The following is a 23,980-nucleotide window of genomic DNA, read 5'->3' as shown; positions in this document are numbered from 1 at the left end:
GTCTTAATCCCGGTCTTTCCCGCCGGAAGCGGAAGCTTCGCCGCGTGTGCGAAACGTGGCGGTCACTCCCGCCACGAGCAGCACAACGGCGGCAATGTTCCAGGTCCAATCGTATACGGTCAGATCTACCCCGTAGCGGATCTGATGCAGTTCCATCAGTTTATGCTGCACGATGCCGTCGTAGAGTTGGAAGAACCCCGCGCCCAGCAGCAGGCCTCCCCACCAGCGCGCGGCAAACAGGGAACGCCTGCGGCGCAGATCGGCCAGCATGAACAAGGAAGCTACCGTAGCGAACCAGCTGAACGCGTGAAACACTCCGTCCGACACCAGTCCGACGGCGGTCGTGGATTTGTCGTAAAAATGATGCCAATGCAGCAGTTGGTGAAAAACGACTTCGTCGATAAAAGCGACGCAGCCGAGTCCGAACAGGATGCCGGACCATAGGCTGCGGGAATGGCCTCTGACGGCTTCCCGTTTGTCACGGGCTGCCGCAGGCTCCGAAAAGGTTGTCATGGCTTGTCCTCCTTGAGTCGGGATCGCTGTGTGCGACCGCCGCCGTGGGCCGACAAAAAAGCCCTAACTTATGTATACCCTTTTCGAGACAGGTCGAATTCAAGCCGGCTGCTTTCGAGTCGAAAATCGAGGATTTGGTTTTCGTTCTTATTTTGAATTGAACAAACTTATTGAACAAAGAAACAGCCCGCAAAGACGTTTCCGTCCTGCACGGCTGTTTTTTTACTCTAGATATGGAAAAGGCGGGGGCTATTCGTTCCCGCTGCTCCGGCTGCACTCGCCGAACTCAGCGGGAGTCACCCGCCGTCAGCGGCTGACGTTCGAATTCGGCACCCGCATGCCGCAGAAATTCGCCGACGAAAGCAAGCTGTTCGCCGCTGTAAGCGCCGAGGAATACGCGGAACCGCTCTTCTTCGTTCTCCAGCAGCTGCCGATGGGTATCGAAGAGTTCACGGCCTTCCGGCGTCAGACGGTAATAGATTTCTTTGCGGTTATGACGCATCCGTTCGCGCTTGACCAGGCCTTCGCGTACCAGACGGGTTCCGATCTTGGTTACGCCCGCGCGCGAAAGTCCGATTTTCTCCGCAATGGTTGTTCCGTTGATCGGTTCATGCCGTCCGATGCATTGGATCGCATTGACGACCGTGAGGCTGCCGACCCGGCTGCCTTTTTCCTCGTCTTCGATCATGGCGCGAAGTCTGGAAGGTTCGGTTTGTCTATGACTTTCGTACCGGTGCAGGAAGTCGAGGATCTGTGCATACAATTCCCCCGGTGCCGCATGACGGCGGTATAGGCTGGTTTCCATCGCTTTCACTCCTTGCCGATATAATGGGATAACTGAATTTGAACTGCCGATGTGACCAATATATCTCAATTGAGAATGATAATCAACTAGAAATATAAAAAATTTTTTTGCTTCTTTACGGAAAAATAGGTTGAAAATAAAAGAAAACCGGCAGATACACGAGGTATCCGGCCGGTTCTCTATTCTCAATTGGACAAAATACGGGTTAGTCTTCGCAGCAGTTCCGCTTCTTCGTCGTCCATTCGCTTCAAATCGCCCGACAAGGAAAGAATCTGTTCGCCCAATACCTCGATGCCGTCCGTCCCTTCCCAGTACCGGGTAAGGAAGTGCAAAAAGACGTCCACTTTGCGCAGCCGCATCAGCAGAGGAACCGCTTCGATCTCCGCCGCCTCCAAAGGGGCGTGCCGGCGGAACCCGTCTCCGCACAGAGCCATCGGATCGGGCAGTCCGCGTTCCCATCGGGGCAGCCCCGACAACAGAACGGCCGCTTCCATCGCCCGGACATCATACGTGCAGAACTCGAAATCCAGCAGCGCTTCGATTGTATCCGGCTCGCCTGTCCGAATCAGCATATTCGAAGCATTCAGGTCGCCGTGGACAAGCTGATGCGGCAGATGCCGAAGCTTGTCCGTCTGCTGCAGAATTCCCCGGTAGACGGCGGACAGATATCCAAGTTCCGGTTCTACGCCGGACAGTCCGGCAGGAAGCCCGGAGCCGGAGCCAAAAGCGGCTACCCGTTCCGGCGTACAGAGCGGATAGGCTTGTTCCAGCTCATAATACGGCCGGTAAGCCGGGGCCAGCCGGGTCTCGATCCGCGACAGCGCCGCGGACAGTTCACCCGCCGCTTGGCCGAATGCGCGCAGCGGACGACGGTCTTCGTCCGCCGGGCGCGTTCCGTCGATATATCCGAACAAACAGGCGTAGCGGCCGCTTCCGTCTTCCAGTTGGACGAGCGTCGATCCGTCAAGACCGGACTGCGGAACCGGCGTCCGGAACGTCAGCCCGGCTTCCGCCAGATGCAGAAGCACTTCGTGTTCGAACAGAATCCGGTCGGGTTCGCGATGGGTCTCGTAGACGCGCAGCACGTATTTGCTTCCTTCGTGCTTCACAAACCGCGTCGTATTGTTCCATCCTTTTGCCCCCGCTTCCGGAATTCCCGAATAGTTCGGCCAATACGTTCTCACCGCCTGCTCCAATACTCCGTTTGCCGTTCCTCCTGCCGTGCCCCCCATGCCAACCTCTCCCGTCGCGTTTTCTTCTTATTATAACGGGACGCGTCCGGCAAAAGGAAGACGGCGGCCGAGATTCATTCGCCTTGCCGCTGCGCAGGTCCCGCCAGCTCCGAATGCGCCGGAACTGCCGTACGGATTCGCCCGGCGAAGCCGCTCGGCGCCCTCACCTCCAGACACTCTTCCGCGATTTCTTCCACATCCGCCTTGATCCGGCTCCACATCAACAGCATCCGGTCATGATGCCCGCGGCATACATAATCGGCGCACAAGCGATCTTCCTGCCGATCCTGCTTCACGATCTTGATCCCGCGGACGCGAAGCGAGTGGCGCAGTTCGCGCATCTCCAGCCGCGTTTCTTCCCGCAGGCGGTCCATCTGCCTGAGCAGCGCCTTTTTCGTGCGCAGCGGGGAAGATTCGATCCGCTTCATATCGGCATCCAGCACTTTGATCAGGTAAGGCAGTTCGAGCATCGCCCGGATCAGGGCAAAATCTTCTTCCGTCGCTCGCATGGCCAGCACTCCTTTTTGCCCGATTCGCCGCGGACCCCGTCCGGTTCAACATTCTTTTAGCGACGCGCCCGTGATATGGCGGTAAGCGATCCGGCGAACCTTGCCGGACTCCTGCCGCAGCCTCAGCATGCCTTGAAGCGGGCTGGCGTCGACCACGATCCCTTCCGCTCCATGTCCCTCTTCTTGGCGAAGTTCCAATCGCACGGTCAGTCCAAGCGCCAGCGAACGCTTGACCGCTTCCGCGATTTCTTCCAGCCGGTCTTCGTGTACCGCGGCTTCCGGTTCCGCGTCCCTCTCCGCCGCCGCCCGCACGATTCGTTCCCGGTACTGCGGCAGGATCATCCGGCTCGATTCCCACAGTCCGTTGCCTTCGAGTTTCCTGGTCATTTGTAATGTCCTCCGATCTTGTCCGCGCGGTCTTTGGACCGGCTTTCGTCCGTAAACGAACGCCCTCTGGCAATAGCCGTCTCGCCGAAACGGTCTTTGATTTCGTCCATGACGCGGTCAATCGCGCGCTGGCGCGCCCGGTCTTCGAACAGCGAAGGCTGATAAACCTCCGAAGAACCGAGCCGGGACAGCGACAGACTGAGCCGCTTCACCGGCCAGCCGTCCCAACCTTCGCGGAACAGGCGGCGCGCCGTCTCGAAGAGCTCCGAAGTCATATCGCTGGGGTCGGGCAGGGCGGCTCGCAGACGGAATCCCCGGCTTTCGTGCCTGCCGCCTTCGCCTCCCGCGCCGACGGAGACGACTTCGCCCATCCGGCGCATCCTCCTTGCCCGGCGTCCGATCTCGGTGCACAAATCGAGCAGCACCGTTTCGATTTCGCTCTGCAGACGGTAAGCGCGGGGAAGCGTGATCGTCGTTCCGATCTCTTTTTGTTCTCTCGCCGTCCAGGGAGACACGGGCGAATCGTCTTGTCCGTTCGCGATTCTCCACAGTACTTCCCCGTTGACGCCCCAGCGGCTCTGCAGCTTGTCGGGCGGCGTCCGGGCCAGATCGCCGATCGTCAAAATCCGCAGGCTGCGCAGATGTTTCTCCATCCTGCCGCCTACGCCCCACATCCGGCGAACCGGTTCGCTCCAGATCCGCTGCTCCCAGTCTTCCTGCTTATGTAAAAAGAAAATGCCTTCGCCGGTTCGCTTGGCGACCAGATCGCAGGCGAGCTTGGCGCGGACCTTGTTGCCGCCGATGCCAAATCTCGCCCGAACTCCCGTTTCGATCGCAATACGGCTCTGGATCAACCGCGCCAGCTCCTGCGGATCGCCCCCGTACAGATGCAGCGATCCGGTTACGTCCGCAAACATTTCGTCGATTGAATACGGTTCGACCAAATCGGTATACGCTTCGAGAATGCCCGCGATTTGCGCCGACACCTCGATGTAGGCAAGCATCCTCGGGCGAACCGCCGTCAGTGCCGGGCATTTGGCGAGCGCCGCATCCAGCCGTTCTCCCGTACGAATATCATACCTTTTGGCAATAGGACAAGCCGCAAGTACCGCGCTTGAAGGCACCTCGGGGTCTCCGACTACCGCGAGCGGGACTTTCCGAAGTGCGGGATTCCCGGCCTTCTCGACCCCCGCGTAGAAACTTTCCATGTCCACCAGCATGACGATGCGATTCGCTGCCAAACGGTTTCCTCCGATCTGTCGACGGTTGGCATCCGGGCCTTCCGTCCGCCCCGTCGTTTTACTTTTATTATACACCGAACACACGTTCCGTAAACAAGTTTTCCGTTCTTTTTTCGGCAGCGGTCCTGATTCGTAATTCCGATGCCGGGTAAAAGTTCAAAGATTCGCTTTCGCTTCGATCGCGACACAAGGTTCGATTTCAACCATCCCATTTCGGAAGAACGATGAAGGAGGATAAGGACATGGCAATTTTTTCGAACAAAAAAACGATATTCATCACCGGCGCGGGCAGCGGTCTCGGCAAAGGAACCGCGATCGGCCTGGCGCGCGCCGGACACCGGGTGATTGCAACCGTAGAGACGATCTCGCAGGTGCCCGAATTCCGCGAATACGCCCGTTCCGAAGGACTCGACATCGAAGTTTTCAAGCTCGACGTCAATAATCCGCTCGACCGCGCGCAGGTGAACGGGCATGACTTCGATATTTTCGTCAGCAACGCCGCGATCGGTCATACCGGACCGTTTGCGGAAGTGCCTGTGGACAATGTCAGACAGGTGTTCGAAACGAACTTCTTCAGCGCTATCGAACTTGCGCAGATCGCAGCCCGCAAATTCGTGGCCAAAAAGAAAGGCAAGATTGTATTCACCAGTTCGATCGCCGGTTTGAGCGTCAATCCGTTTCTCGGCCCGTACTGCGCTTCCAAACATGCCCTCGAAGCCTTGGCACAGGCTCTGCAGCAGGAACTCGAAGATTACGGCGTGCAGGTGGCCACGATCAATCCGGGTCCGTACAAGACGGGCTTCAACGACATGATGTTCGAGGAAAAAGAAAAATGGTACGACGAGAAAAAGAACTTTACCAAACGCTCGGATCTGCTCAAGGGCGAGCAGATGCTGGCCCAGCAGTTCGATCCGCAGGATATGATCGACAAGATGGTCGAGATTATTCCGCAGGACAAGCATGAATTCCGTACCGTTTGGCCGGAAGCTTCCGAACAGCAGGTCAAAGAGTACCAAGCGAAGCTGTGGGAACAGAAGATCTGAACAGCGTCTCTTCGAGCATCTGCTTTCGGATTCGAAGCCATAACAACAAAGGAAGCACAAACCGAGCCGCGCTCGAGCTTGGGCTTCCTTTTTTTATTCGTTCGTGTACGTTTCGGAAACACGTTGATTCATTCTTTGCTTCCCGAGCAGCAGTGTGCCGGTTGTCAAAGATAGCATAAGTCGATTTTGTCTGGGCAGCATGGCCCCTTTTCGCAAACCTTTTTTCTCGTGCAGCCGTTGCGCCTTTTCTGCGCCTGTCGGCTTTCCCGCCCCGCCGTTTCCGCCGCGCCCGCTTCCCGACCGCAGCACCGCAAGAAAGCCGGGAACTTCGGATCTCCCAATCAGGGCTGCCAATCCGGCTTCAGTACCCGGACCAGCGCTTCGAAATAATAATAGTCGCCCCAGATCGTGCACTCGTCGATCCCGATCCCGCGGGGCTTGTTGTATACGCCGTGTTTGAGGATGCCGTTCGATCCCGGAAGATCGCGCGTCGTATAGTCGGCGTCCAGCGCGGCCAGGATATCGAGCGCCCGGCGCTCGGCGCTGCGGCTCTGCGAGCTGCCGGGCGGAAGACGGCGCGCAAGCTCCAGCAGGCCGCAGGCGGCTACCGCCGAAGCGGAAGAATCCCGTTCCTGTTCGCGGCCTTCCTTGAACGCCAGATCCCAGTACACCACTCCGTCTTCGGGTGTTCTTTCCGCGAAATAATCGGCCAGAGACTGCGCGGTCTCGCGGAATTCCGATCCGCCGGCATACCGGTCGCTGAGCATGAACCCGTAAATCCCCCAAGCCTGGCCTCTTGCCCAACACGAGTCGTCGGCATGACCCTGATGGGTCGTGCCGAACTTCGGCCTGCCGGTCTCGGCATCCATATAATACGTGTGATAGGTCGTACGGTCGGGACGGACCAGATAGCGGGCCGACTGCCTCGCATGGCTGAGCGCATACTGCGCATAACGGGGATCGCCCGTTTCCGCGCCGGCCCAGTACAGCAGCGGCAGATTCAGCAGGCAGTCGATAATCATGCGCCCGCGCTCGGACGGATCGTTCAGATCTCCCCAGGCCTGGATAATGCCGGCCTGCGGCAGATAGCGCCCGGCCAGCAGATCCGCGGCGATCAGGCCGGCTTCCCGGGCTTTGGGATTTCCGGTAATCCGGTATTCGTTTACCGCGGACAAACTGTACAAAAAGCCCAGATCGTGCGTATTCGTCCCGATCCGTTCATCCAGACGGAGCCGATAATCCGGCAGCTGGCTTTCGGCCGCCCGGCGGTATTTGGGTTCTGCGGTCAGTTCGTAGGCCAGCCATAGCATGCCGGTCCAGAAACCCGATGTCCATTCGAAATTGGAAATCGCCGGATACACGCCACCTATACTGGACGGAGCCGGATACGCGCACGGCCCGAATGTATCCAATCCGGCATCGATCTGCCGCAAAGCGTACGCGGCGGCCCGCTCGAACACCGGGAGCTTTCCGCCGGTGTCTGACGACTGCCCCGCAAGTGCCGTCTCCCCGTGCTCGGCTGAAGAGGAGTCTTCGGGTGCCGCGGGACGGATTGCCGATGCCGCGGGACGGTTCGTGTTATCGTGCTTCATGGTGAACCCCTCTTTCTGCCCCGCCGGGCATCCGTTTCTTGTCCGCATCTTCCGCTTGAGAAGAAGCTGAACCGCCGAATCGCACCCGGAACGTCCGGATTTCATACGGTTTGACGGCAAAGGTCCAGGCATCGGTTCGTTCTTCGGCGATCGGGCGCTCCAGCAGGTCGGTCTCCTGCCAGGATGCCGTGCCCAGACCTGAAGACAGTTCCGTTTCTCCGCTGCGGCCTTCGCATTCGTGTACCCGTACGATGGCTCCATCCCCGTTTTCTGCCGGTTTGATCGCATCGATCGCGAGATGCGCGGCCGAAGACTGCAGCAGAGACTGTCCCGCCAACCGGGAAGAACCCGGCCATACGGACAGCGGACTGTTCAAATCCCACGCTTCCTGCGCCGCGGCGCCCTCCGCCCAGTCGCCGGCATGGGGAAGCAGCGAATAGGTAAAGGCGTGCTCGCCCAGATCCGCATCGGGATCGGGATATTCGGCCGATTTGATCAGGCTCAGGCGCAGCGTGTTTCCTTTGATATCGTATCCGTATTTGCAGTCGTTCAGCAGGCTCACCCCGTAGCCCCGTTCCGACAAATCCGCCCACTGATGGCCCACCGTCTCGAACCGGGCGTAATCCCAGCTCGTATTCCAATGGGTCGGGCGGCGGACGCTGCCGAACTGGATCTCGTAGGAAGCTTCGGCGGCGCGGATATCGACGGGAAAAGCGGCTTTGAGCAGTTGGCGGCGTTCTCTCCAATCGACTTCGGTCACAAAATCGATTCTTCGACTGCGGCGGTACAAGCGCACTTCCTGACGAATCTTCGAATCGCCATAGATCCATTCGAATTCGACCGATACCCGCAGCGGTCCGTTTTCTTTTAGACGCCTGGATTGAAGGTCGTCGACCGTCCGCATTTTTTCCGTATAAAAAAGATCGATATTCCACGCGTCGAACTGCAGCGGCTTGTCTTCGAATACCTGAAGCACATTGCCCGCCTGGCCCGCAGCCAGCACCTCGCGCCGGTGTTCGCGGTCATACAGACGCCGCAGGCGTCCCGCTTCGTCCCATTCGACGAGATAAAACGGCGTCTCCAGGCAGCCGTCCGCCCAAACGAATCCGTTCTCCGCCTGCTCCGCATTTTCCTTTTCTCCTCCGGCGCTGTCGATCGGCGCCTGCTCCCCGGACGGCTCGAAGACAATCTCCGCAAACCCGAGCGGAAGCACGCCGCCGGTCTCCACCAACCAGCCCGAGCCGCTTCGCTGGGCGTCCAGCCTGCGTCCGTCCTGCGTGCGCCACTGCCCCCGCGCTGCCAAGCCTGCTTCGGCTTCGGGGTCTGCAATCTCCGCCAAACCTTCGCTTGGCCAGGAAGAATCGTTGAACAGCGTAAAGCGCAGCGTACCCGGGTATGCGGTTCTTTTTGCCGTATCGCCGTCCGTATTGTCCGCTCCGGCATCCAGCAGAACCTCAATCGCCGCCTGCTGCGCCGAATGCGTCAGCCGCTCCGCTTCCCGATATTCTTCTTTGGCATCGTTGTACACTTCCGCGATCGACGATCCCGGAATGATATCGTGAAACTGGTTGCGCAGCGCGATTTCCCACGCTTCGGCAATCTGCCGCCCATCGCCCCGGGAAGCGTCCGCGCCCAGCCTGTCGGCTGCGATGGACAGCATCTCCGAACGCCGCAGCGCAAGCTCCAGGTGCCGGTTCGCTTTTTTGATCCAGGCCTGGCTCGTATACGTTCCCCGGTGATTTTCCAGATACAGCTCGCCGTCCCACGTATGCACGTACGCTTCGGTCTCCGCCGCCGTGCGCTCCAGACGCTCGAAATATTCGTCCGCCCGTCCCGTGACGGTTCTCGGCAGGCCCGGCATATGTTCAAGCCTGCGCCGCATCTCCAGCATGTCGCGGTTCACGCCGCCTCCTCCGTCGCCGTAGCCGTAGCAGAGCAGCAGTTCGCGATTCATCGGCCGGTCCCGATACTGCTCCCAGATCCCCTGCACCGTCTCCGGCACGACATATCCGTTATAGGTATAATAGCTTTCCTGCGGAAACTCGATTTCGGGCGTCGTAATAAAATGGGTCAGCACTTCGGAACCGTCGATCCCGCGCCAGACGAACGTATCATGCGGCATCCGGTTGTACTGGCTCCAGCTGATCTTGGTCGTCATGAACGACGTAATCCCGCACTTGCGCAGAATCTGCGGCAGCGCCCAGCTGTAACCGAACACGTCGGGCAGCCACAGATAACGGTTTTCCGTTTGAAATTCTCGCCTGAAAAAAGCGGTCCCGTGCAGGATCTGCCGCACCAGCGACTCGCCCGAAGTCAGATTGCAGTCCGCTTCCAGCCACATGGCGCCTCCGGCTTCCCAGCGTCCTTCCCGCACCTTTTCCCGGATTCGTTCGTACAGCTGCGGATAATCCTGCTTGATATAGGCGTAGAGCTGGGGTTGGGTCTGCAGAAACACATAGTCCGGGTACTGCTCCATCAGCGCAAGCACCGTCGAAAAAGACCGGGCCGCTTTCTCCCGCGTATGGCGCAGACGCCACAGCCAGGCCACGTCGATATGCGTATGCCCGATGCAGCGCACGGTAACGGGATCGGCCGGCTGCGGATAATCCGCGCGCAGGGCGACAAGCCGGCGCTTCAATTCCGCGAGCGCTAGCCCAATCGAAGCCCGAAAAGCTTCGGAACCCGGCCGGGACCAATCGAGCCGGCTCAGCGAGCGGTCCAGCGCAAGCAGCAGATCGTGGCGCTCGGCCCGGGTATCGCCGAGTACGTGCACGGTCTCCAGTACCGCACGGCCGGTATAATACAGATCGTCCGTTTCTTCATGCAGCAGGGAGAGGTCCGCCCGGGCCAGCGAATGCTCCTGCTCGGTGCGCGGACCGCCTCCTTCAAGTCCCGACCACAGCCGGAAATGCAGCTGCGCCGTCTGTCCGGCCAGATCGTCCAGAAACACTTCCCGGTGATTGGAATCGACCCCCTGGCGCGGCCGGCCGTTTACGAACAGCAAAGATTCGAAGCCCCTGCTGTTCCCGTGCGGCGTCAGACCGAAATCGAACAATCCGACGAGCCGGTGCCCCGGGACCAGCTCGGGCAGCCGAACGTCCAGGCGCAGCCACAGATAGCGGTCGCGTCCGGTCCAGCGGCTGCCGATCGGCATCCCTGTCCAGCCCGCCGTATCGGCGGACGGCGGCGCAGCGGCGATCTCGCCCGCTTCGTCCGGCAGAACTTCCAGCTCTCCGAACGCGTGTACGACGCGATGCCGGAGCGTCTCCAGTTCGTCCAGACGCGCTTTGCATTTTTCTTCGGTTTTGAACATCGAATAAACCTCCGTTCGATTGAAGTAAGGGCCTGCTGGAGCGGCAGGTTCAAGGTAGCTACATTCCGTCAGAGGCCGTATGGAAGGTCGAAGACCAGACGGAACCCGCTTTGCCCCGCTTCCATCCGGCGTTTCCACAGTCCCGAATCGGGATCGAAACGCAGTCCCGCGCCGCGGGCCCGCTCTTGCGCGTCAAACGGCAGCGCCGCCTCGGTACCGGAAAGATCGGGCGTGCCGGGCTTGGGTGCGGCAGGCGCAAAATAACACCAGGCATCCGCGGACAGCGACACTTCCGCATGCAGCCCGTTCTCGTAATCCAGCGCGGCGCCGGCTTTGAGCAGCGAACTGAACAGACACTGTCCGCCCAGCTTGAGATAGCTGCCGTTATGCAGAGTAACCCGGCAGATGCGTCCGGACGCATCTCGAGAGAGCGTACTCAGGAACGCATCGGTCTCAAGTTCGCCGAAGACCGCGTGGGAATTGTCGTGCATCACCCGGCCGTCGGCCCGGGGATTGACGAACAGATCGAGGCTTCCTCTATCCGGGCGGTTCAAGCGAAGCGCCTGGATGTCTTCGCCGTCGGAGGAACTTTCCGCTGACGCGGCGCTTCCGCCGCCCCGCGGCAGCGGCGCGTTCGGCGTCGGCGCCCCTGCACCGTAGTCCGCTTCGTCCAGCCGCTGTACGCTTGTCCAGAACTCTCCCGCAGCCGGCAGCAGAAACACACTGACCCACTTGATTCGTCCATCCACCGACGCGGAACGAATCTTGGCATAATCCGCTTGGGGAAATACATCTTCCTCTCCGCTGCCGCGAAGCTTCGCATGCAGGTATCCTCGAGCCTGTACGTATTCTTTTTTCTGAGGAAAAGGGTGCATCACCCGCATCTCGCGCTCTTCGCTGCGCACGGACAAATACGGCTCCGCCCTGCCCTGCCCGATCTTCAGTCCGGCCGGCATATGCAGCAGCCATTCGAATGTTCCGCCGCGTTCCGACTGCAGGTCGTCGACAAGAATCATCGCTCCGTCCAGGCAGAGAAAGTGCCGGTAGAATCTTCGGTACAATCCGGAATAAGGCCCTGTACAGTCCGCAAGCAGATACTTGTAACCCGGCATGTCCAAGCGATCGGGCAGCGAGCCGGGAAATTTGGTCCCTTCCTCGATCAGTCCCGGCGCCTGGCCCCGGCCGTCCAGCAGGACGACGTTATGGGCGGTCGACTGTCTGTAATAGGCGTTGTACAGCGGTTTGGAGTAGGCGCAGTGTCCGGAATCGTCGACAAAGATGCGCCCGCCGAGAGTCAGAATGAACGTACCGGCGTCCAGATGATTGTGGTTCCAGCTTTCTCCCGTCTTGACCGCCAGCACCGCCTGCTCTTGGCCGCTCTTCCAGCGGACGAAGCCGCAGCCCGAATGGGCGAATACGGTGATGCCTTCTTCATCGCCGGTCACAGGCTTGTCCGCGGCCAGCCCTTCCGGATAGCAGGCAAACTCCGCCGCCTCGGACGGATCGCTTTTGAGATCGTTGAACAATCCCAGCAGCCCGCCATGCCGGTAGCGGTCGGCCAATTCCAGCCAGACATAGGCATGCTTTCTGCGGTCGCCTTCGTCACCGAAATGAAAAGTGCCGACGTTTCCCGTAACCTCTTTGCCCGCCGCGCTTTGCTCCTCCGCTTTTTTCCAATACAGCGTCTGCATATAAACATCCGGAATCCGGGCCAGTACTGGCAGGCTTCCGAGCGAAGCATCTCCCGTCTGCCGCCGGTAAGCCGCTTCGAAGACCAGGAAATTGCCCAGCGCATAATCCAGATAGCCCATCGTCTCGATATATTCGCCGTCCGCACCGAAATTGGCCTGTTTGTTCTGCAGCACATTGCCCGGATACGCAAACCATTCGCGGATGCCTTCCGTAATCGTATGCAGCGCTTCCTCCGCGTGCGGAACCCGGCCCCGAATCGTCAGCAGCAGCAGACCCGCCGCGGATACGCAGACGATCCACCAGTTATGGCCCATCGTATCGAGCGCATGAATCCTGCGAAGAGGATGCAGCCAGTCGCCGTACAGCGGCAGGTACGCTTTGCGGTACAGCATCTCTTCGATCGCTTCGCGCTCCTGCAAGCTGCACGACTCCTTGACCGCGTCGTACGCCGACGAGAGATAGACGCCGATATCCGCCGTCCACAGATCGGAATGCCGGCCTCCGCCGCTCTGGTAAACCCAGCTTTCTTCTTCGCCGAGCAGCGCGATCAGTCCGCGCACAATCGGTTCTGCCGCTCCGCAGCCTTCCACCCGGGCATAAAAAGCCAGGTTCTGCGCTTCCTTGGCTAGCTCCCGCACTTCGTTGCCGAGCGTAAACCGTTTGCTGCCTCCATACGTCAGCCAGCGTTCGCGCAGCAGGGCGATCCGCTGACGCGCTTCCTCCAGCCATCTGCCGCCGCGCGCGGACCTGTCGGCCGCAAAGGCCGCCCAGCCCCGCTTTACCGAAGGTTCCGAAGCGATCAGCCGCCTTGTCCGTTCAAGCGTCTTTTCATCGTATACGAGCATATTCCGTCCTCCCGCAAGCGGCTCCGGTGCGAAGATTCGCCCGAAGCCGTTTTTTTAGCGTATGACTGTCCGGCTCCGTCCGACGAGACCCAAGAATTACTCGAATTTCATCGTGTAGAGCTGTTCCATGAAGATCCAGGAATCTTTGTTGTCTTGGTACCATTGTTTGTACCAGTCTTCGAGCGCCTGTCCGCCGGATGCGTACCACGATTTTTTGACGTCTTCCACACCTTGATCGACACTGTAGCCGCTGCCGCTGACGACCGCTTTGGCCATCGTATCGTTCATGTTGTTCCAGCCGTCGTTGAACGTCGTCGTCATCGCTTTGTCGAGCGAAGGACGGAACTTGGCGTGCGTGAAGCCCGGGTGCGGATGCGCCGGATCGAGATACAGGGTATCCATTTCGGCCGCGATCGCGAGCCACTCCTTATCGATCGGGTCGGTCGAATCCAGCTGTCGTCCGTCCACATTGTTGCTTTCCACGATATATTTCGGCATGAACATCCGGTAGTCGTTCAGATAGCCCATTTCCGTTTCGTTTTTCTTTTCGTCGATCGGTTTGATCTTGCCGTCGCTTTCTTTCGTATAATGCTCGCCTTCAATCCCGTTGGACAGCGTCTCGACCGTGGACGGCGTCACCATGAAGTCGATATATTTCATGACCGCTTCCGGATTCTTCGCGTTCGCGTTTACGGCGCCCGTCATCTGGATCGAAGGATTGAAATCGGGACCGAACCGGCCGAATTCGCTTTCCGGGAACGCCATCGGCGTAATCTTCGCATTCGGATCGGTGTTTTTGAGCGTATCGAAGTTTTTGCTGATCACCGAACGGTAAGCCAGGTAAATGCCGAGTTTGCCGCTGGCAAAATCCTGCTCCGCTTTTTGGCCGTTTTTGTCCGACAGGAAGTCTTTGTCCACGATGCCGTTCTCAAACAGTTTTTTCTTGAACTCGTACGCCGGCTTGATGCGGTCGAATTGGCGCACCAGCTGGCCGTCTTCGATAATGAACATCTCGTTCTGGAACATGGCGTCCACGTAGAAGGAAGCGAACTGGCTGAGATTCATCCCGAACGTGTCTTTGACCCCGTTGCCGTCCGGATCCTGGTTGGCAAAAGCATCGGCGACCGCGTACAGTTCTTCGGTCGTCTGCGGCACTTCAAGCCCCAGCTTGTCGAGCCAGTCCTGCCGGATGACCATCGCTCCGAGCACTTCCGGTTTGGTAACCATGCCGATATTGTACAGTTTGCCGTCCGGCTTCGTGCCAAGCGTCCGCAGTGCCGGAACTTTCTCCAGCAGCGCTTTGTATTCGGTACTGCTTTTTTCGACCAGATCGTCGAGCGGCAGCAGCTGTTTCTGCGTCCACAGCGAGTTCAGGAAATCCGTATCGTATTCCAGTACCAGATCGGGCGCGTCGCCGGAAGCGAACAGCATGCTGTATTTCTGCTGCGACTCGTTCCGGGGAATCGGCACGAAATCGACGCCGACGGGTCCGTTTTCATTGATCCATTTGGTCCAGCGGTTATCCGAATACGTGCCTTCCTCTTTGGGGATTTGCCCGCGGTCGTAAATGGAGACGGAAATTTCTTCTTTGGCCTCGCTTTTTTCCCCGTCCGCCGCCTGCGGCTTTTCGCTGTCCGATCCGCAGCCCGCCAGCACCATCGACAGCGCCGTGACCGCCGCGAATCCGCCCATCATCGTTTTGCTCCAGTTCTGTTTGCTCATACCCTTACCCCTCTCTTGTGTTTGAGTAGATGCGCCTTCCGTCACCCTTTGACCGATCCGATCAGCATGCCTTTGACAAAATATTTTTGTAAAAACGGGTACACGATCAGCATGGGAAGAATCATTACGATAATCCCGGCGGAACGGATCGATTCGGGCGTAAGCTTGCGGAACGCGTCCGGATCGAGCATCGCCAGTTCCGACATCAGCGATTGGCTTTGGATCATATTTTGCACGAGCACCGACAGATTGAAGCGCTCCGGGTCGTTGATATAGATCAGCACGTTGAAGAACGAGTTCCAGTGCGCCACCCCGTAGAACAGCGCGATCGTTGCGATGACCGGGATCGACAGCGGAAGCACGATCTGCAGAATGATCCGCCATTCGCCGCTGCCGTCGATCCGCGCCGCGTCTTCCAGTTCTTCCGGAATATTTTCGAAAAAAGACTTCAGCACCAGCAGATTGTATACGCTTACGAGACCCGGCAGCCACAACGCTCCGTAATTGCCGACCAGACCAAGCGATTTCGCCAGCAGATAATTGGGAATCAAACCGGCGGTGAACAGCATGGTGAAGACGATCGCAAGCGTCAAGGTGCGTCTCGCGTAGAAATGTTTGCGGGACAGCGGATACGCGGCAAGGATGGTGAAGACCATATTCAGCGCCGTGCCGACCAGCGTAATGACCAGACTGTTGCGAAAAGCGCCGGCGATATTCGTATCCTCGATCAGCTTGCTGTAGGCCGTCCAGGTGAAGTCGCGCGGCCACAGCCCCACTTTGCCGAGCGTGATCGCTTCGTTGCCGCTGAGCGACAGCGAGGCGATATGGATGATCGGCAGCAGGCAGCTGAGGGCGGCTAGCGCCAGAATGATATAGTTGATGCCGTAAAATACTTTTTCGCCGTTTGTCGGCTTCATCCCCGTTCTCCCCTTTCGTATGACGGATGCGAGCAATTTCGGACACGGAATCTTACCACAGTCCGCGTCCCGACCGCCGGGCGATCCCGTTGACCACCAGCACCAGCGTCAGCCCGATCAGCGATTCGAACAATCCCATTGCCGTCGCATAGCTGAACTGACCCGAACCGAGGCCCACTTTGAAGTTCCAGGTACTGATGACTTCCGCCACGTTGATGACTACCGCATTCTGCAGCACGTACACCTGATCGAAACCGACATCCATAACGTTGCCGATGCCGAGAATAAACATGAGCACGATCGTCGGCATCAGCCCGGGCAGGGTAATATGACGAATTTGCTTCCATTTGCCCGCCCCGTCCATGCCCGCCGCTTCGTACAGGCTCGGATCGATCGACGTAAGGGCCGCCAGATAGATGATCGCCGACCAGCCCGCGCCTTTCCAGATCCCGGAAGCGACGAAGATCGTGATCCACGAACCTTCATTGAACAGAAACGGGTACGCGCTGCCGGTGATCCGCTCCAGCACATTGTTGACGAAGCCCGTCTCGATCGAGAACATCATCAGCACCAGCCCGCCCACGATGACCCAATTGAGGAAATGCGGAAGATACAGCAGCGTCTGTGTCCAGCGTTTGAACCAGGAGCGCCGCACTTCGTTGAGCAGAATCGCCAGAATGACCGGGAACGGAAATCCGACGAACACGGTCAGTGCGCTCAGCACCAGCGTATTGCGGATAATGCCCAGGGTGTCGGGGTTCTGGAACAGATACCTGTAATTGTCGAACCCGACCCATGGGCTGCCGAACATGCCGTCCGCGAAGTTGTAGTCCTTGAAAGCGATAATGAATCCGAACATGGGCACGTATTTGAAAAGGATAAAGAAAATCGCGATCGGCAGGAACATGATCAGAAGAGGCTTGTTCATATTCCAGCGCCGGCGTTTGCCCAGAGCGCTTTGCTCTCTTAGACGGCTCTGCTTCTCGCTGTCTTTGCGCGCCCCGATATTCAGGCTGCCCATCTGCCCACCTCCGAAATAGAATGATACGTCCAGCAGCGAAACGATATTGCAAGCGCTTTCTATCGGCTGCATCCCCACTGTACCGAAGCATTAAATTTTCGGCAATGGTCAGGTTTCGAGCGGTTAACGTTTTTTGCGATTGCCGAGTGAATCCGGAGTAAAAATAGCGAGGAAGCTTGCAGCGGCGCGGGATTCACGTTTTTTGACGGGGTTTCGATTTTTGTGCGGCCGATTTACGCAAAATGAAAAAGAGCGATCCGTTGTGAAGGAACTTCAAACAGGACCACTCTTTTTCATTATCCGGCCGAGACCGACGGCTTCGTCGCTTAACCTCATAGTTGGGCCAACGGCATACGGTGCTCTTTAACCATGTTTGGGACTGTCCTAAAAACGGCTTAAGGTCTGAAAACTTTCCGAGTCTCGGGTTTTATTCGTATTTCCGCTGCATCTTCACCAGAAAAACGTTACCTGCTGGCGAGTCCAATTCAAAAGAGAGATGATATTCCTCGTATTCGTACGCCAACATATAACTCCCTACGGCGTCGTCGAAATAAGTGACCCCCTTATTTCCCAAAATCTTTTTTACCTGACTTGCTTTTAAATTTTGTACAGGAGGCGTTTGGACATAGATTGTGGACAGAATGGGACCATTTTTGCTGTAACTATAACAGAAGTACACATGATCCAGTTTTTCGTATTGATAAAATTCTCCCCCCATATCGTAAAATCTATCCACTTTTTTTCCGTACAAGGTTTTCACCTGAGCTTCGGGCATTCCCAGATACACGCCCAAACCGGGGACTTTGCCTTTCACAAAAAACTTGCCGAAATTTTTGTCCAGTTTCAATGCCGCCTTGGATTTAATGGCGAGCTGGAGCCTTTGCGTTTGTTCGTTTCCATTTACTGCCTTGCCAATCTCTCTAGCCTCACCCCGCTCTTCAAGAGCACTTCCCGTAATTCCGGCCACTGCCAGCAAAGCCAGTGCTATCTTTCTCTTTTTCATTAAAACCCCTCCGCTCATTTTCTTACAAAGCAAGTTGCCCGGCATATAATTATATGATGATTCGGCTTCTTTTGCGAGCAGTATCCGACCGGTTAATCCATTCTAATAGACTCATCAGGAAGATCATACAAGCCATCAGCCTTCTTAAGGCTGATCTAATATCAAGTGAGATTCCTTTACAGCCAATTCGTTTTTCAAAAAAAAGTTCCGCACCCGTATCGGGTGCGGAACTTTGGAAGCGGATATGCCGAACCATTTGCGCTCAGGATTTGAACGCTTTGACTTCGCTTTTGATATCCGAAGCCGCCGAAGCCGCTTCGTCTTTGAACTCGCGAACAACTTCCACGGATTCCTGCAGGATGCCTTTGACTTCCTGACCTTTTTCCTTGAGTTCCTGGCTGCGTTCGTTCAGAACCGTCCCCTGCTCCTTAAGCAGATTCACCGTGTTCATGAATTTGTCTTTCAGGGAAGAGCCTTCTTGGGCGGCCACCAGCACGGCCAGGCCGGCTCCGATCAGCGCTCCCGCTACCGCTCCGACAATGATTGCACTTTTTTCTGTCTCTGCCATAGTCTGTTGCTCCTCTCGTTTATGCGAATGGGCTTGCTGCTTCGCTTCTCTTTTAGCTATTACCCACTCTTTGGCGTTTTGCTCTCATTTGGACAAAGCGTTTTTGGATTATTCCGTATTCTCTGCCGTTCGGCTTCGGCCGCGGTACTCTCCGGGAGTGGCCGCGGCTACCTTTTTGAACGCTCGGCTGAACGACATATAGTTGGCATAGCCGACACGCGTCGCGATCTCCTGGATCGGATCGGACGTTTCGCGCAGCATCGCTTTGGCCGCCTCGACCCGCACACCCGCCAGATAATCGACGAAGTTCTGGCCGAAAGCGTCTTTGAACAGACGGCTCAGGTAGCTTGCGCTCAGCCCGAACCGGTCGGCGATCGACGACAGCGACAGATTGGGATCGCTGAAGTTGGCGTCGATGAACGCACGGACTTCCTGCAGCGTCACATGGCTGCTCCGGCTCTCGCGCAGCAGCCGCAGCCGGTCGGCATATTCGTCCAGCAGACTGCGCACGGAATTCTCCAATTCGTCCAGCGTATCGAAATGTTCCAGCGCCGAGGTCAGCTTCGGGGCGGCTTCGCTGCGCCACAGTTCCTTGGCTTCGCCGGGCAGTTCCATCATCTCGCGCAGCAGCTGATACGCCAGCACATTCATTAGGCCGGACAGATCGTCTTTGGGCAGCAAGGCGGCACGCAGGCCGCCGAGCAGCTCTTCCAACTGCTCCCGCCACTGCGGCTCGCCCAGGCGGTAGGTCTGCGCCAGCTCGCGGATGGTGCGCAGCACCCCGTACAGCTCCGCGGCCGCTCCCCGCCGCAGCTCGCGGCGGGCGATGACCCGTGCGCCGCCGAGAGAAGACTTGTAGCCCATCGCTTCCGCCGCTTCGCGAAAGCCGCGCGCAATCTCGCGCGGAGAAGCGACCGGATCGCCGAGCGCTACGGTCACGGTGCATTTCAGATGTGCCGCCACCCAGGCGACCAATTCCTGCCCGATCGCGATGGCCGCGGCTACGGCGTCTTCGGAATCCCTGTCGGCCGAATTTGCGGCGTCGGCCGGCTCTTCCGGAGACGAAGCCGGCTCGGCCAGATTCGTCTCCGCGAACCGCAGCAGCAGACCCAGCCTGCCGCCGGGCAGCCACTCCGCCCAGAGCCGCGCCCCGCATTCCGCCGCCAGTTCGCCCGCGGCGCTGGAGAGCGCATAACGCAGCAGTTCGCGGCTGCGCTCCGAATAAGCCCGGTTGAATTCATCCGGCCGGTCAATCTCCAGCAGACCGACGACTCCCGTACCGAATCCGGGAGCGGCTGCGCTATGCGCCTGTGCGCTTCGTTCTTTCACGAGAACCGGCGACGCGGCGAAATCCCGTCGGTCCGGCTCCGTACGGACTGCCGATTCGGCCTGCAGCCGCCGGACTTCGTGTTCCCATTCTTCCGGCTCCACAATCCGCGAACCTTCCAGCAGCTCCCTGAAAAACTCGCGCCGCCGGTATACGATATCTTCCCGCTGCTGGCGGCGGTCCGCCTCGGCGCGCGCGATCATGGCGCTGAGCGTCGATTCGATCCGTTCGAACTCGTCCGGATGCTGCCCCCTTCGGCTTCTTCGTTCGCTTCGCGGCGTCCGATCTTCGCTGCCCGCATTCGCTTCTTCGCCGCCCCGATCGGCCGCTTCGGCAGCGGTCCCGTCCAGCTGCGCCGCTTCGTTCAGCGCCGCGGCGGCTTCAAGCGTCCCCGGCGGCAGCGCATCGAGCCGCTGCAGCAGCCGGACTACCGGCTCGTAATTGCGCCGCGAGACAACCGCGGTCCAACCGATACCCAGCGCGACAATCAGCGCGGCGGCGCCCAGCCAGACGTACCAGATACTTTTCAGGATCAGCGAGAGCGAATCTCCGATGACGCCGCTGCGCACTTCCCAGCCCGTGTACGGAGAGACGACGGAAGACAGCTCCCGGTCGGGATCGACCGCCCGAGGCCCGGATTCGTTCTGCAGACGCTGCGCTTCCACGACCGGGAACCCGGCTTCCGTTCCGAGCATCGGTACTCCGCGCGACGTATACAGATGAATAAAACTCGTTTCTTCCCCGATCATTTCCCGCAGCAGCTCGCGTACCGAGTCGAGCGACACATTGACGACCATAATGCCCTGCTCGCCTGTCAGCAGGGGGATGCCCCGCGTCAGCGTCACAATAGTCCGGGACTGCGCATGGAATCCGGGCATCTGCCTCGGCTCCGACCAACGTGTCGGGATCGGCCCGGCCAGTATCTGTTTGATAAAGGCCCGGTCGGCAAAATCTTCCGTGCGCCCGATCGAAAGATTGCTCAAGACGACACCGTCCGACAGCCGGCAGATATACAGCGAGTCGATCAGCGGATTGGTCAGTTTGAGCCGGGCCAGCCGGGTCGACGCATCGTTAGCCGCCAGATAAGGATTATCCGATGCCGAGAAAAAGGCCTGGAACTCGCCCGACAGAATTTCCCGGTTCATCATCTCGCTGATCGAACGGAACGAGTAATCCAGCGACTGAACGGCCTGACGCGAGAAGACTTCGTTCGCCCGCGCCGTTTCCCGTTTCGAAAGCTCCGACGAGCCGAGAAAGAAGAGAATCATCAGAATCACGGGCACGATAATAAGAATGGGCAGGTAAGAAAACGTCAGCCGGTTGAACCATCTTCTCGACACGGAAAACACCTCCTAATCTCCTTATAAAGTTGCATATTTTCTCATGGGGCGCAATCCTTTTCATTCGTTTGCTGCAAAATTCTTCCTCTTTCTTTGGCCGAGTCCCTCTGCTCCCCCGTACGGCTCTTTTTAAAAATATTTCGAATAACTAATCCAAAACAAACTCTTTTGCGTACAATAAGATGTAGAACTTGTATCCACACGGCTCGACCTGCCTGATATCCGGGCTTTTCGCTGCCGATCGCCATCTTTAAATACGTATTCGAACGATTCCGGAACCCGGCTCTGACCGCGGTTTTCCGATCTTATTCCACCGGAGGTGACGCTTCATTGCCTGCTGAATCCCTATATGTCGGAAGCGTGCTCGCGGCGGGAGTCTTGTCTTTCTTCTCGCCCTGCATCTTCCCCATGCTGCCCGTCTACTTCGCCTTTCTCGGCGGTTCGGAAGCGGAGCGCTCCAAAGCGGCGGATTCCTCTGCCGGATTCCGCGTCGATCCCAAACTGATCGGGCGCACGCTGCTGTTCATCCTCGGGCTGTCCACCGTCTTCCTGCTGCTCGGCTTCGGAGCGGGCGCGCTCGGCGGCGTCATCAACAGCTCGTGGTTCATGATCGCGTGCGGCGCCGTCGTCGTCTTGTTCGGTATCCACCAGACCGGCGTGCTCAATCTGATGTTCATGCAAAAAGAAAAACGGCTCACGTTCGACAGCACCAAGCAAAAAGGCTGGTTCGGCGCGTTCCTGCTCGGCTTCACGTTCAGCTTCGGCTGGACGCCATGTATCGGGCCGGTGCTCGCCGCCGTGCTCGGCGTGGCCGCGGGCGGCGGGTCGGCCGGCTACGGCGTGTGGATGATGTTCGTCTACACCGTCGGCATGGCCGTTCCGTTCCTGCTGCTGGCCGTGTTCTCCGATCTGCTGCTGCGCCGCCTCAAGAACCTGTACAAGCATATGGGCAAGCTCAAAATCGTGTCCGGCGTCGTCCTGATCGCGATGGGCGTCCTGCTCATGACCAACAATCTGGCCGTGCTCACGTCCGCTTTTCAGATCTGACCGGCCTGGATCCGGCTTCCATTCTTAACTCAAGGAGATGACTCATTTGAATAACGCCAACGCCCGCTCCCTGCGCCGAAAATGGCTGCCGCTGCTTCTGCTGACGCTCTCGGCCGCCCTGCTGCTGTCCGCCTGCGGGCAGAACGGTGCGGCAACTTCGGCACCCGGCCAAACGGCCAGCGCCAAACCGGCTCCTCAGTTCGATCTCAAAGACCTGAGCGGCAATGAAGTCAAACTCGCGGATTTCCAAGGCGAAAAAGTGTATATCAAATACTGGGCTTCCTGGTGCTCGATCTGCCTCGCCGGCATGGAAGAACTGAACACGCTGTCCGGCCAGGAGAACGACTACAAAGTGATTAGCATTGTCGCTCCGAACTTCAAAGGCGAAAAATCCGAAGCGGATTTCAAAAAATGGTACGCCGGCCTCGACGAGAAAAATACGACCGTGCTGCTGGATCAAGACGGCAAATACGCGCAGCAGCTCGGCGTACGCGCTTATCCTACTTCTTTTTACATCGATTCGAACGGCGGCCTGGCCAAAACGGTACCGGGCCACAACGCCAACGACGTGATCGCGGCGAACATCAACGATATTCCCTAAATCCAGATAACAGGAGGTTATGCGCATGAATCGCAAAAAACGGCCCGCCGCCTGGCTGCCGCTGCTCTCGGTCGCTTTGCTCTCGCTGTTGATCTCCGCTTGTTCGTCCACGGGACTCGGCATGAGCGCTTCCGGCGCTTCTTCGTACGGAGCCGTCACCGCCGCCAGTATTCCGAACCCGAACGCGGACGTCGATTTTTCCAAATCCGATCTCAAAAAAGTGTATCTCGCGGGCGGCTGCTTCTGGGGCGTCGAAGCGTATATGGCACGGATCTACGGCGTGCAGGACGCGGTATCCGGCTATGCCAACGGCACCGGCGAGAATCCGTCTTACGAAGACGTGATCAAAGGCGACCACGGCTTCGCGGAAACGGTCGAAGTCACGTACGATCCGGCTCTCGTGCCGCTCGATAAAGTGCTCAAAGAATTTTTCAAAGTCGTCGATCCGACAAGCGTGAACCAGCAGGGCAACGATCGCGGCATCCAATACCGTTCCGGCGTCTACTATACGGAAGACAGCGAGAAATCGGTCGTCGAAGCCGTCATCGCCAAGGAACAAGAGAAATACAACAAGAAGATCGTGACCGAAATGCTGCCGCTCGAAAACTTCTATATGGCGGAAGAGTACCATCAGGATTATCTGGAAAAGAACCCGGAAGGCTACTGCCATATCGATATGGGCATCCTGAACGAACAAGAGATTCCGGGCCAAGAAGGCGCAGCGGCCGGTGTCACTTCCCAGAGCGTCAAATCCGCCGCCGCTTCGAAAAAGGCCGGTCAACTCGTGATCGATCCGGCGGATTACCCGAAACGCAGCGCCGAAGAACTCAAATCGCTGCTGACCGATATCCAGTACAAAGTGGCCGTTGAACAGGATACCGAACATCCGTATTCCAACGAGTATTGGGATACGTACGAGCCGGGCATCTATGTGGATGTCTCGACCGGGGAGCCGCTGTTTGCCAGCGAAGACAAATACGACTCCCAATGCGGCTGGCCGAGCTTCGTGAAGCCGATCCTCCCCGAAGTCGTCACTTACAAAGAAGATAAAGCCTACAATATGGTCCGTACCGAAGTGCGCAGCCGTTCCGGCGATATCCATCTGGGCCATGTGTTCGACGACGGTCCCGAAGATCGCGGCGGCAAACGCTACTGCATCAACAGCGCTTCGATCAAATTCGTACCGCTGGCCGATATGGAAGCGCAGGGTTACGGCTATCTGACCGGCGTGGCGAAATAACGTTCTTTCTTCTTATAAAAAA

19 protein-coding genes are annotated in these 23,980 nt (G+C 58.1%); 4 read left to right on the top strand and 15 right to left on the bottom strand.

The annotated features are described in order from the left end of the window. Positions 1–3 precede the first annotated feature (3 nt). From HOP44_RS03950 to HOP44_RS03925, 6 genes are all read right to left on the bottom strand, one after another. On the bottom strand, positions 4–513 hold the full coding sequence (locus tag HOP44_RS03950) for a DUF2243 domain-containing protein (RefSeq protein WP_172250738.1): 510 nt from the start codon (positions 511–513) through the stop codon (positions 4–6). A 286-nt stretch (positions 514–799) separates the two neighbouring features. Beyond that, positions 800–1,318 (bottom strand): MarR family transcriptional regulator, encoded by a 519-nt coding sequence (locus HOP44_RS03945; protein ID WP_172250736.1) that lies wholly within the window; start codon positions 1,316–1,318, stop codon positions 800–802. 185 nt (positions 1,319–1,503) lie between these two features. Then, positions 1,504–2,550: a phosphotransferase gene (locus tag HOP44_RS03940; protein WP_172250734.1), complete on the bottom strand. Its 1,047-nt coding sequence runs from the start codon at positions 2,548–2,550 to the stop codon at positions 1,504–1,506. A gap of 74 nt (positions 2,551–2,624) precedes the next feature. Continuing rightward, complete coding sequence (locus tag HOP44_RS03935) at positions 2,625–3,059, bottom strand: YhjD family protein (protein ID WP_172250732.1); 435 nt, start codon at positions 3,057–3,059, stop codon at positions 2,625–2,627. Between the two features lie 45 nt (positions 3,060–3,104). Next, positions 3,105–3,446 carry a hypothetical protein gene (locus HOP44_RS22710; protein WP_246369564.1) on the bottom strand — a complete coding sequence of 114 codons (342 nt, stop codon included), beginning with the start codon at positions 3,444–3,446 and terminating at the stop codon, positions 3,105–3,107. Further along, on the bottom strand, positions 3,443–4,687 hold the full coding sequence (locus HOP44_RS03925) for a DNA polymerase IV (protein ID WP_246369563.1): 1,245 nt from the start codon (positions 4,685–4,687) through the stop codon (positions 3,443–3,445). The genes HOP44_RS22710 and HOP44_RS03925 overlap by 4 nt, the downstream gene beginning before the upstream one ends. Positions 4,688–4,929: 242 nt before the next feature. Here HOP44_RS03925 and HOP44_RS03920 point away from each other — a divergent pair, with 242 nt between their 5' ends. Next, positions 4,930–5,730, top strand: coding sequence for an SDR family oxidoreductase (locus HOP44_RS03920; RefSeq protein ID WP_172250730.1), 801 nt, complete (start codon positions 4,930–4,932; stop codon positions 5,728–5,730). Positions 5,731–6,071: 341 nt separating this feature from the next. On the opposite strand, the gene HOP44_RS03915 is transcribed toward HOP44_RS03920, so the two are convergent. The 9 genes from HOP44_RS03915 to HOP44_RS23120 all read right to left on the bottom strand — a co-directional run bounded on the left by HOP44_RS03915 (position 6,072) and on the right by HOP44_RS23120 (position 21,070). Next, positions 6,072–7,322 (bottom strand): glycoside hydrolase family 88 protein, encoded by a 1,251-nt coding sequence (locus HOP44_RS03915; protein WP_246369562.1) that lies wholly within the window; start codon positions 7,320–7,322, stop codon positions 6,072–6,074. Further along, positions 7,309–10,635 (bottom strand): alpha-mannosidase, encoded by a 3,327-nt coding sequence (locus tag HOP44_RS03910; RefSeq protein ID WP_172250728.1) that lies wholly within the window; start codon positions 10,633–10,635, stop codon positions 7,309–7,311. The genes HOP44_RS03915 and HOP44_RS03910 overlap by 14 nt, the downstream gene beginning before the upstream one ends. Positions 10,636–10,703: 68 nt before the next feature. Beyond that, positions 10,704–13,172, bottom strand: coding sequence for a heparinase II/III domain-containing protein (locus HOP44_RS03905; protein WP_172250726.1), 2,469 nt, complete (start codon positions 13,170–13,172; stop codon positions 10,704–10,706). A gap of 96 nt (positions 13,173–13,268) precedes the next feature. Beyond that, positions 13,269–14,894 carry an extracellular solute-binding protein gene (locus tag HOP44_RS03900; RefSeq protein ID WP_172250724.1) on the bottom strand — a complete coding sequence of 542 codons (1,626 nt, stop codon included), beginning with the start codon at positions 14,892–14,894 and terminating at the stop codon, positions 13,269–13,271. Positions 14,895–14,935: 41 nt separating this feature from the next. Then, positions 14,936–15,811, bottom strand: coding sequence for a carbohydrate ABC transporter permease (locus HOP44_RS03895; RefSeq protein ID WP_172193933.1), 876 nt, complete (start codon positions 15,809–15,811; stop codon positions 14,936–14,938). A 52-nt stretch (positions 15,812–15,863) separates the two neighbouring features. Then, the gene (locus HOP44_RS03890; RefSeq protein ID WP_172250722.1) at positions 15,864–16,832 is read right to left on the bottom strand and encodes an ABC transporter permease; all 969 of its coding nucleotides are present in this window, start codon (positions 16,830–16,832) and stop codon (positions 15,864–15,866) included. A 427-nt stretch (positions 16,833–17,259) separates the two neighbouring features. Continuing rightward, complete coding sequence (locus tag HOP44_RS03885) at positions 17,260–17,835, bottom strand: hypothetical protein (RefSeq protein ID WP_172250720.1); 576 nt, start codon at positions 17,833–17,835, stop codon at positions 17,260–17,262. Positions 17,836–18,097: 262 nt separating this feature from the next. Continuing rightward, on the bottom strand, positions 18,098–18,403 hold the full coding sequence (locus HOP44_RS03880; protein ID WP_172250718.1) for a YtxH domain-containing protein: 306 nt from the start codon (positions 18,401–18,403) through the stop codon (positions 18,098–18,100). 108 nt (positions 18,404–18,511) lie between these two features. Beyond that, entirely contained in the window at positions 18,512–21,070 is a 2,559-nt protein-coding gene (locus tag HOP44_RS23120; protein WP_172250716.1) for a helix-turn-helix domain-containing protein, read from the bottom strand. A 330-nt stretch (positions 21,071–21,400) separates the two neighbouring features. On the opposite strand from HOP44_RS23120, the gene HOP44_RS03870 reads away from it, so the two are divergent. From HOP44_RS03870 to msrB, 3 genes are read left to right on the top strand one after another with little or no spacing between them, the layout of a single operon-like run. After that, positions 21,401–22,117 (top strand): cytochrome c biogenesis protein CcdA, encoded by a 717-nt coding sequence (locus HOP44_RS03870; RefSeq protein ID WP_172250714.1) that lies wholly within the window; start codon positions 21,401–21,403, stop codon positions 22,115–22,117. Positions 22,118–22,163: 46 nt separating this feature from the next. Next, the gene (locus HOP44_RS03865) at positions 22,164–22,718 is read left to right on the top strand and encodes a redoxin family protein (protein WP_246369561.1); all 555 of its coding nucleotides are present in this window, start codon (positions 22,164–22,166) and stop codon (positions 22,716–22,718) included. A 25-nt stretch (positions 22,719–22,743) separates the two neighbouring features. Further along, complete coding sequence (msrB, locus tag HOP44_RS03860) at positions 22,744–23,958, top strand: peptide-methionine (R)-S-oxide reductase MsrB (RefSeq protein ID WP_172250710.1); 1,215 nt, start codon at positions 22,744–22,746, stop codon at positions 23,956–23,958. Positions 23,959–23,980: the final 22 nt, after the last annotated feature.

The sequence above is a fragment of the Saccharibacillus deserti genome, assembly GCF_013618475.1.
Taxonomy (GTDB): Bacteria; Bacillota; Bacilli; order Paenibacillales; family Paenibacillaceae; genus Saccharibacillus; species Saccharibacillus deserti.
This window is presented reverse-complemented; position numbering and strand designations above follow the sequence as displayed.

Coding starts and splice junctions, on each gene's coding strand:
- HOP44_RS03905 (WP_172250726.1), bottom strand. CDS start 13,172: ATGCTCGTATACGATGAAAAGACGCTTGAACGGACAAGGCGGCTGATC.
- HOP44_RS03890 (WP_172250722.1), bottom strand. CDS start 16,832: ATGGGCAGCCTGAATATCGGGGCGCGCAAAGACAGCGAGAAGCAGAGC.
- HOP44_RS03920 (WP_172250730.1), top strand. CDS start 4,930: ATGGCAATTTTTTCGAACAAAAAAACGATATTCATCACCGGCGCGGGC.
- HOP44_RS03880 (WP_172250718.1), bottom strand. CDS start 18,403: ATGGCAGAGACAGAAAAAAGTGCAATCATTGTCGGAGCGGTAGCGGGA.
- HOP44_RS03935 (WP_172250732.1), bottom strand. CDS start 3,059: ATGCGAGCGACGGAAGAAGATTTTGCCCTGATCCGGGCGATGCTCGAA.
- HOP44_RS03950 (WP_172250738.1), bottom strand. CDS start 513: ATGACAACCTTTTCGGAGCCTGCGGCAGCCCGTGACAAACGGGAAGCC.
- HOP44_RS03940 (WP_172250734.1), bottom strand. CDS start 2,550: ATGGGGGGCACGGCAGGAGGAACGGCAAACGGAGTATTGGAGCAGGCG.
- HOP44_RS03885 (WP_172250720.1), bottom strand. CDS start 17,835: ATGAAAAAGAGAAAGATAGCACTGGCTTTGCTGGCAGTGGCCGGAATT.
- HOP44_RS22710 (WP_246369564.1), bottom strand. CDS start 3,446: ATGACCAGGAAACTCGAAGGCAACGGACTGTGGGAATCGAGCCGGATG.
- msrB (WP_172250710.1), top strand. CDS start 22,744: ATGAATCGCAAAAAACGGCCCGCCGCCTGGCTGCCGCTGCTCTCGGTC.
- HOP44_RS03895 (WP_172193933.1), bottom strand. CDS start 15,811: ATGAAGCCGACAAACGGCGAAAAAGTATTTTACGGCATCAACTATATC.
- HOP44_RS03910 (WP_172250728.1), bottom strand. CDS start 10,635: ATGTTCAAAACCGAAGAAAAATGCAAAGCGCGTCTGGACGAACTGGAG.
- HOP44_RS03915 (WP_246369562.1), bottom strand. CDS start 7,322: ATGAAGCACGATAACACGAACCGTCCCGCGGCATCGGCAATCCGTCCC.
- HOP44_RS03945 (WP_172250736.1), bottom strand. CDS start 1,318: ATGGAAACCAGCCTATACCGCCGTCATGCGGCACCGGGGGAATTGTAT.
- HOP44_RS03900 (WP_172250724.1), bottom strand. CDS start 14,894: ATGAGCAAACAGAACTGGAGCAAAACGATGATGGGCGGATTCGCGGCG.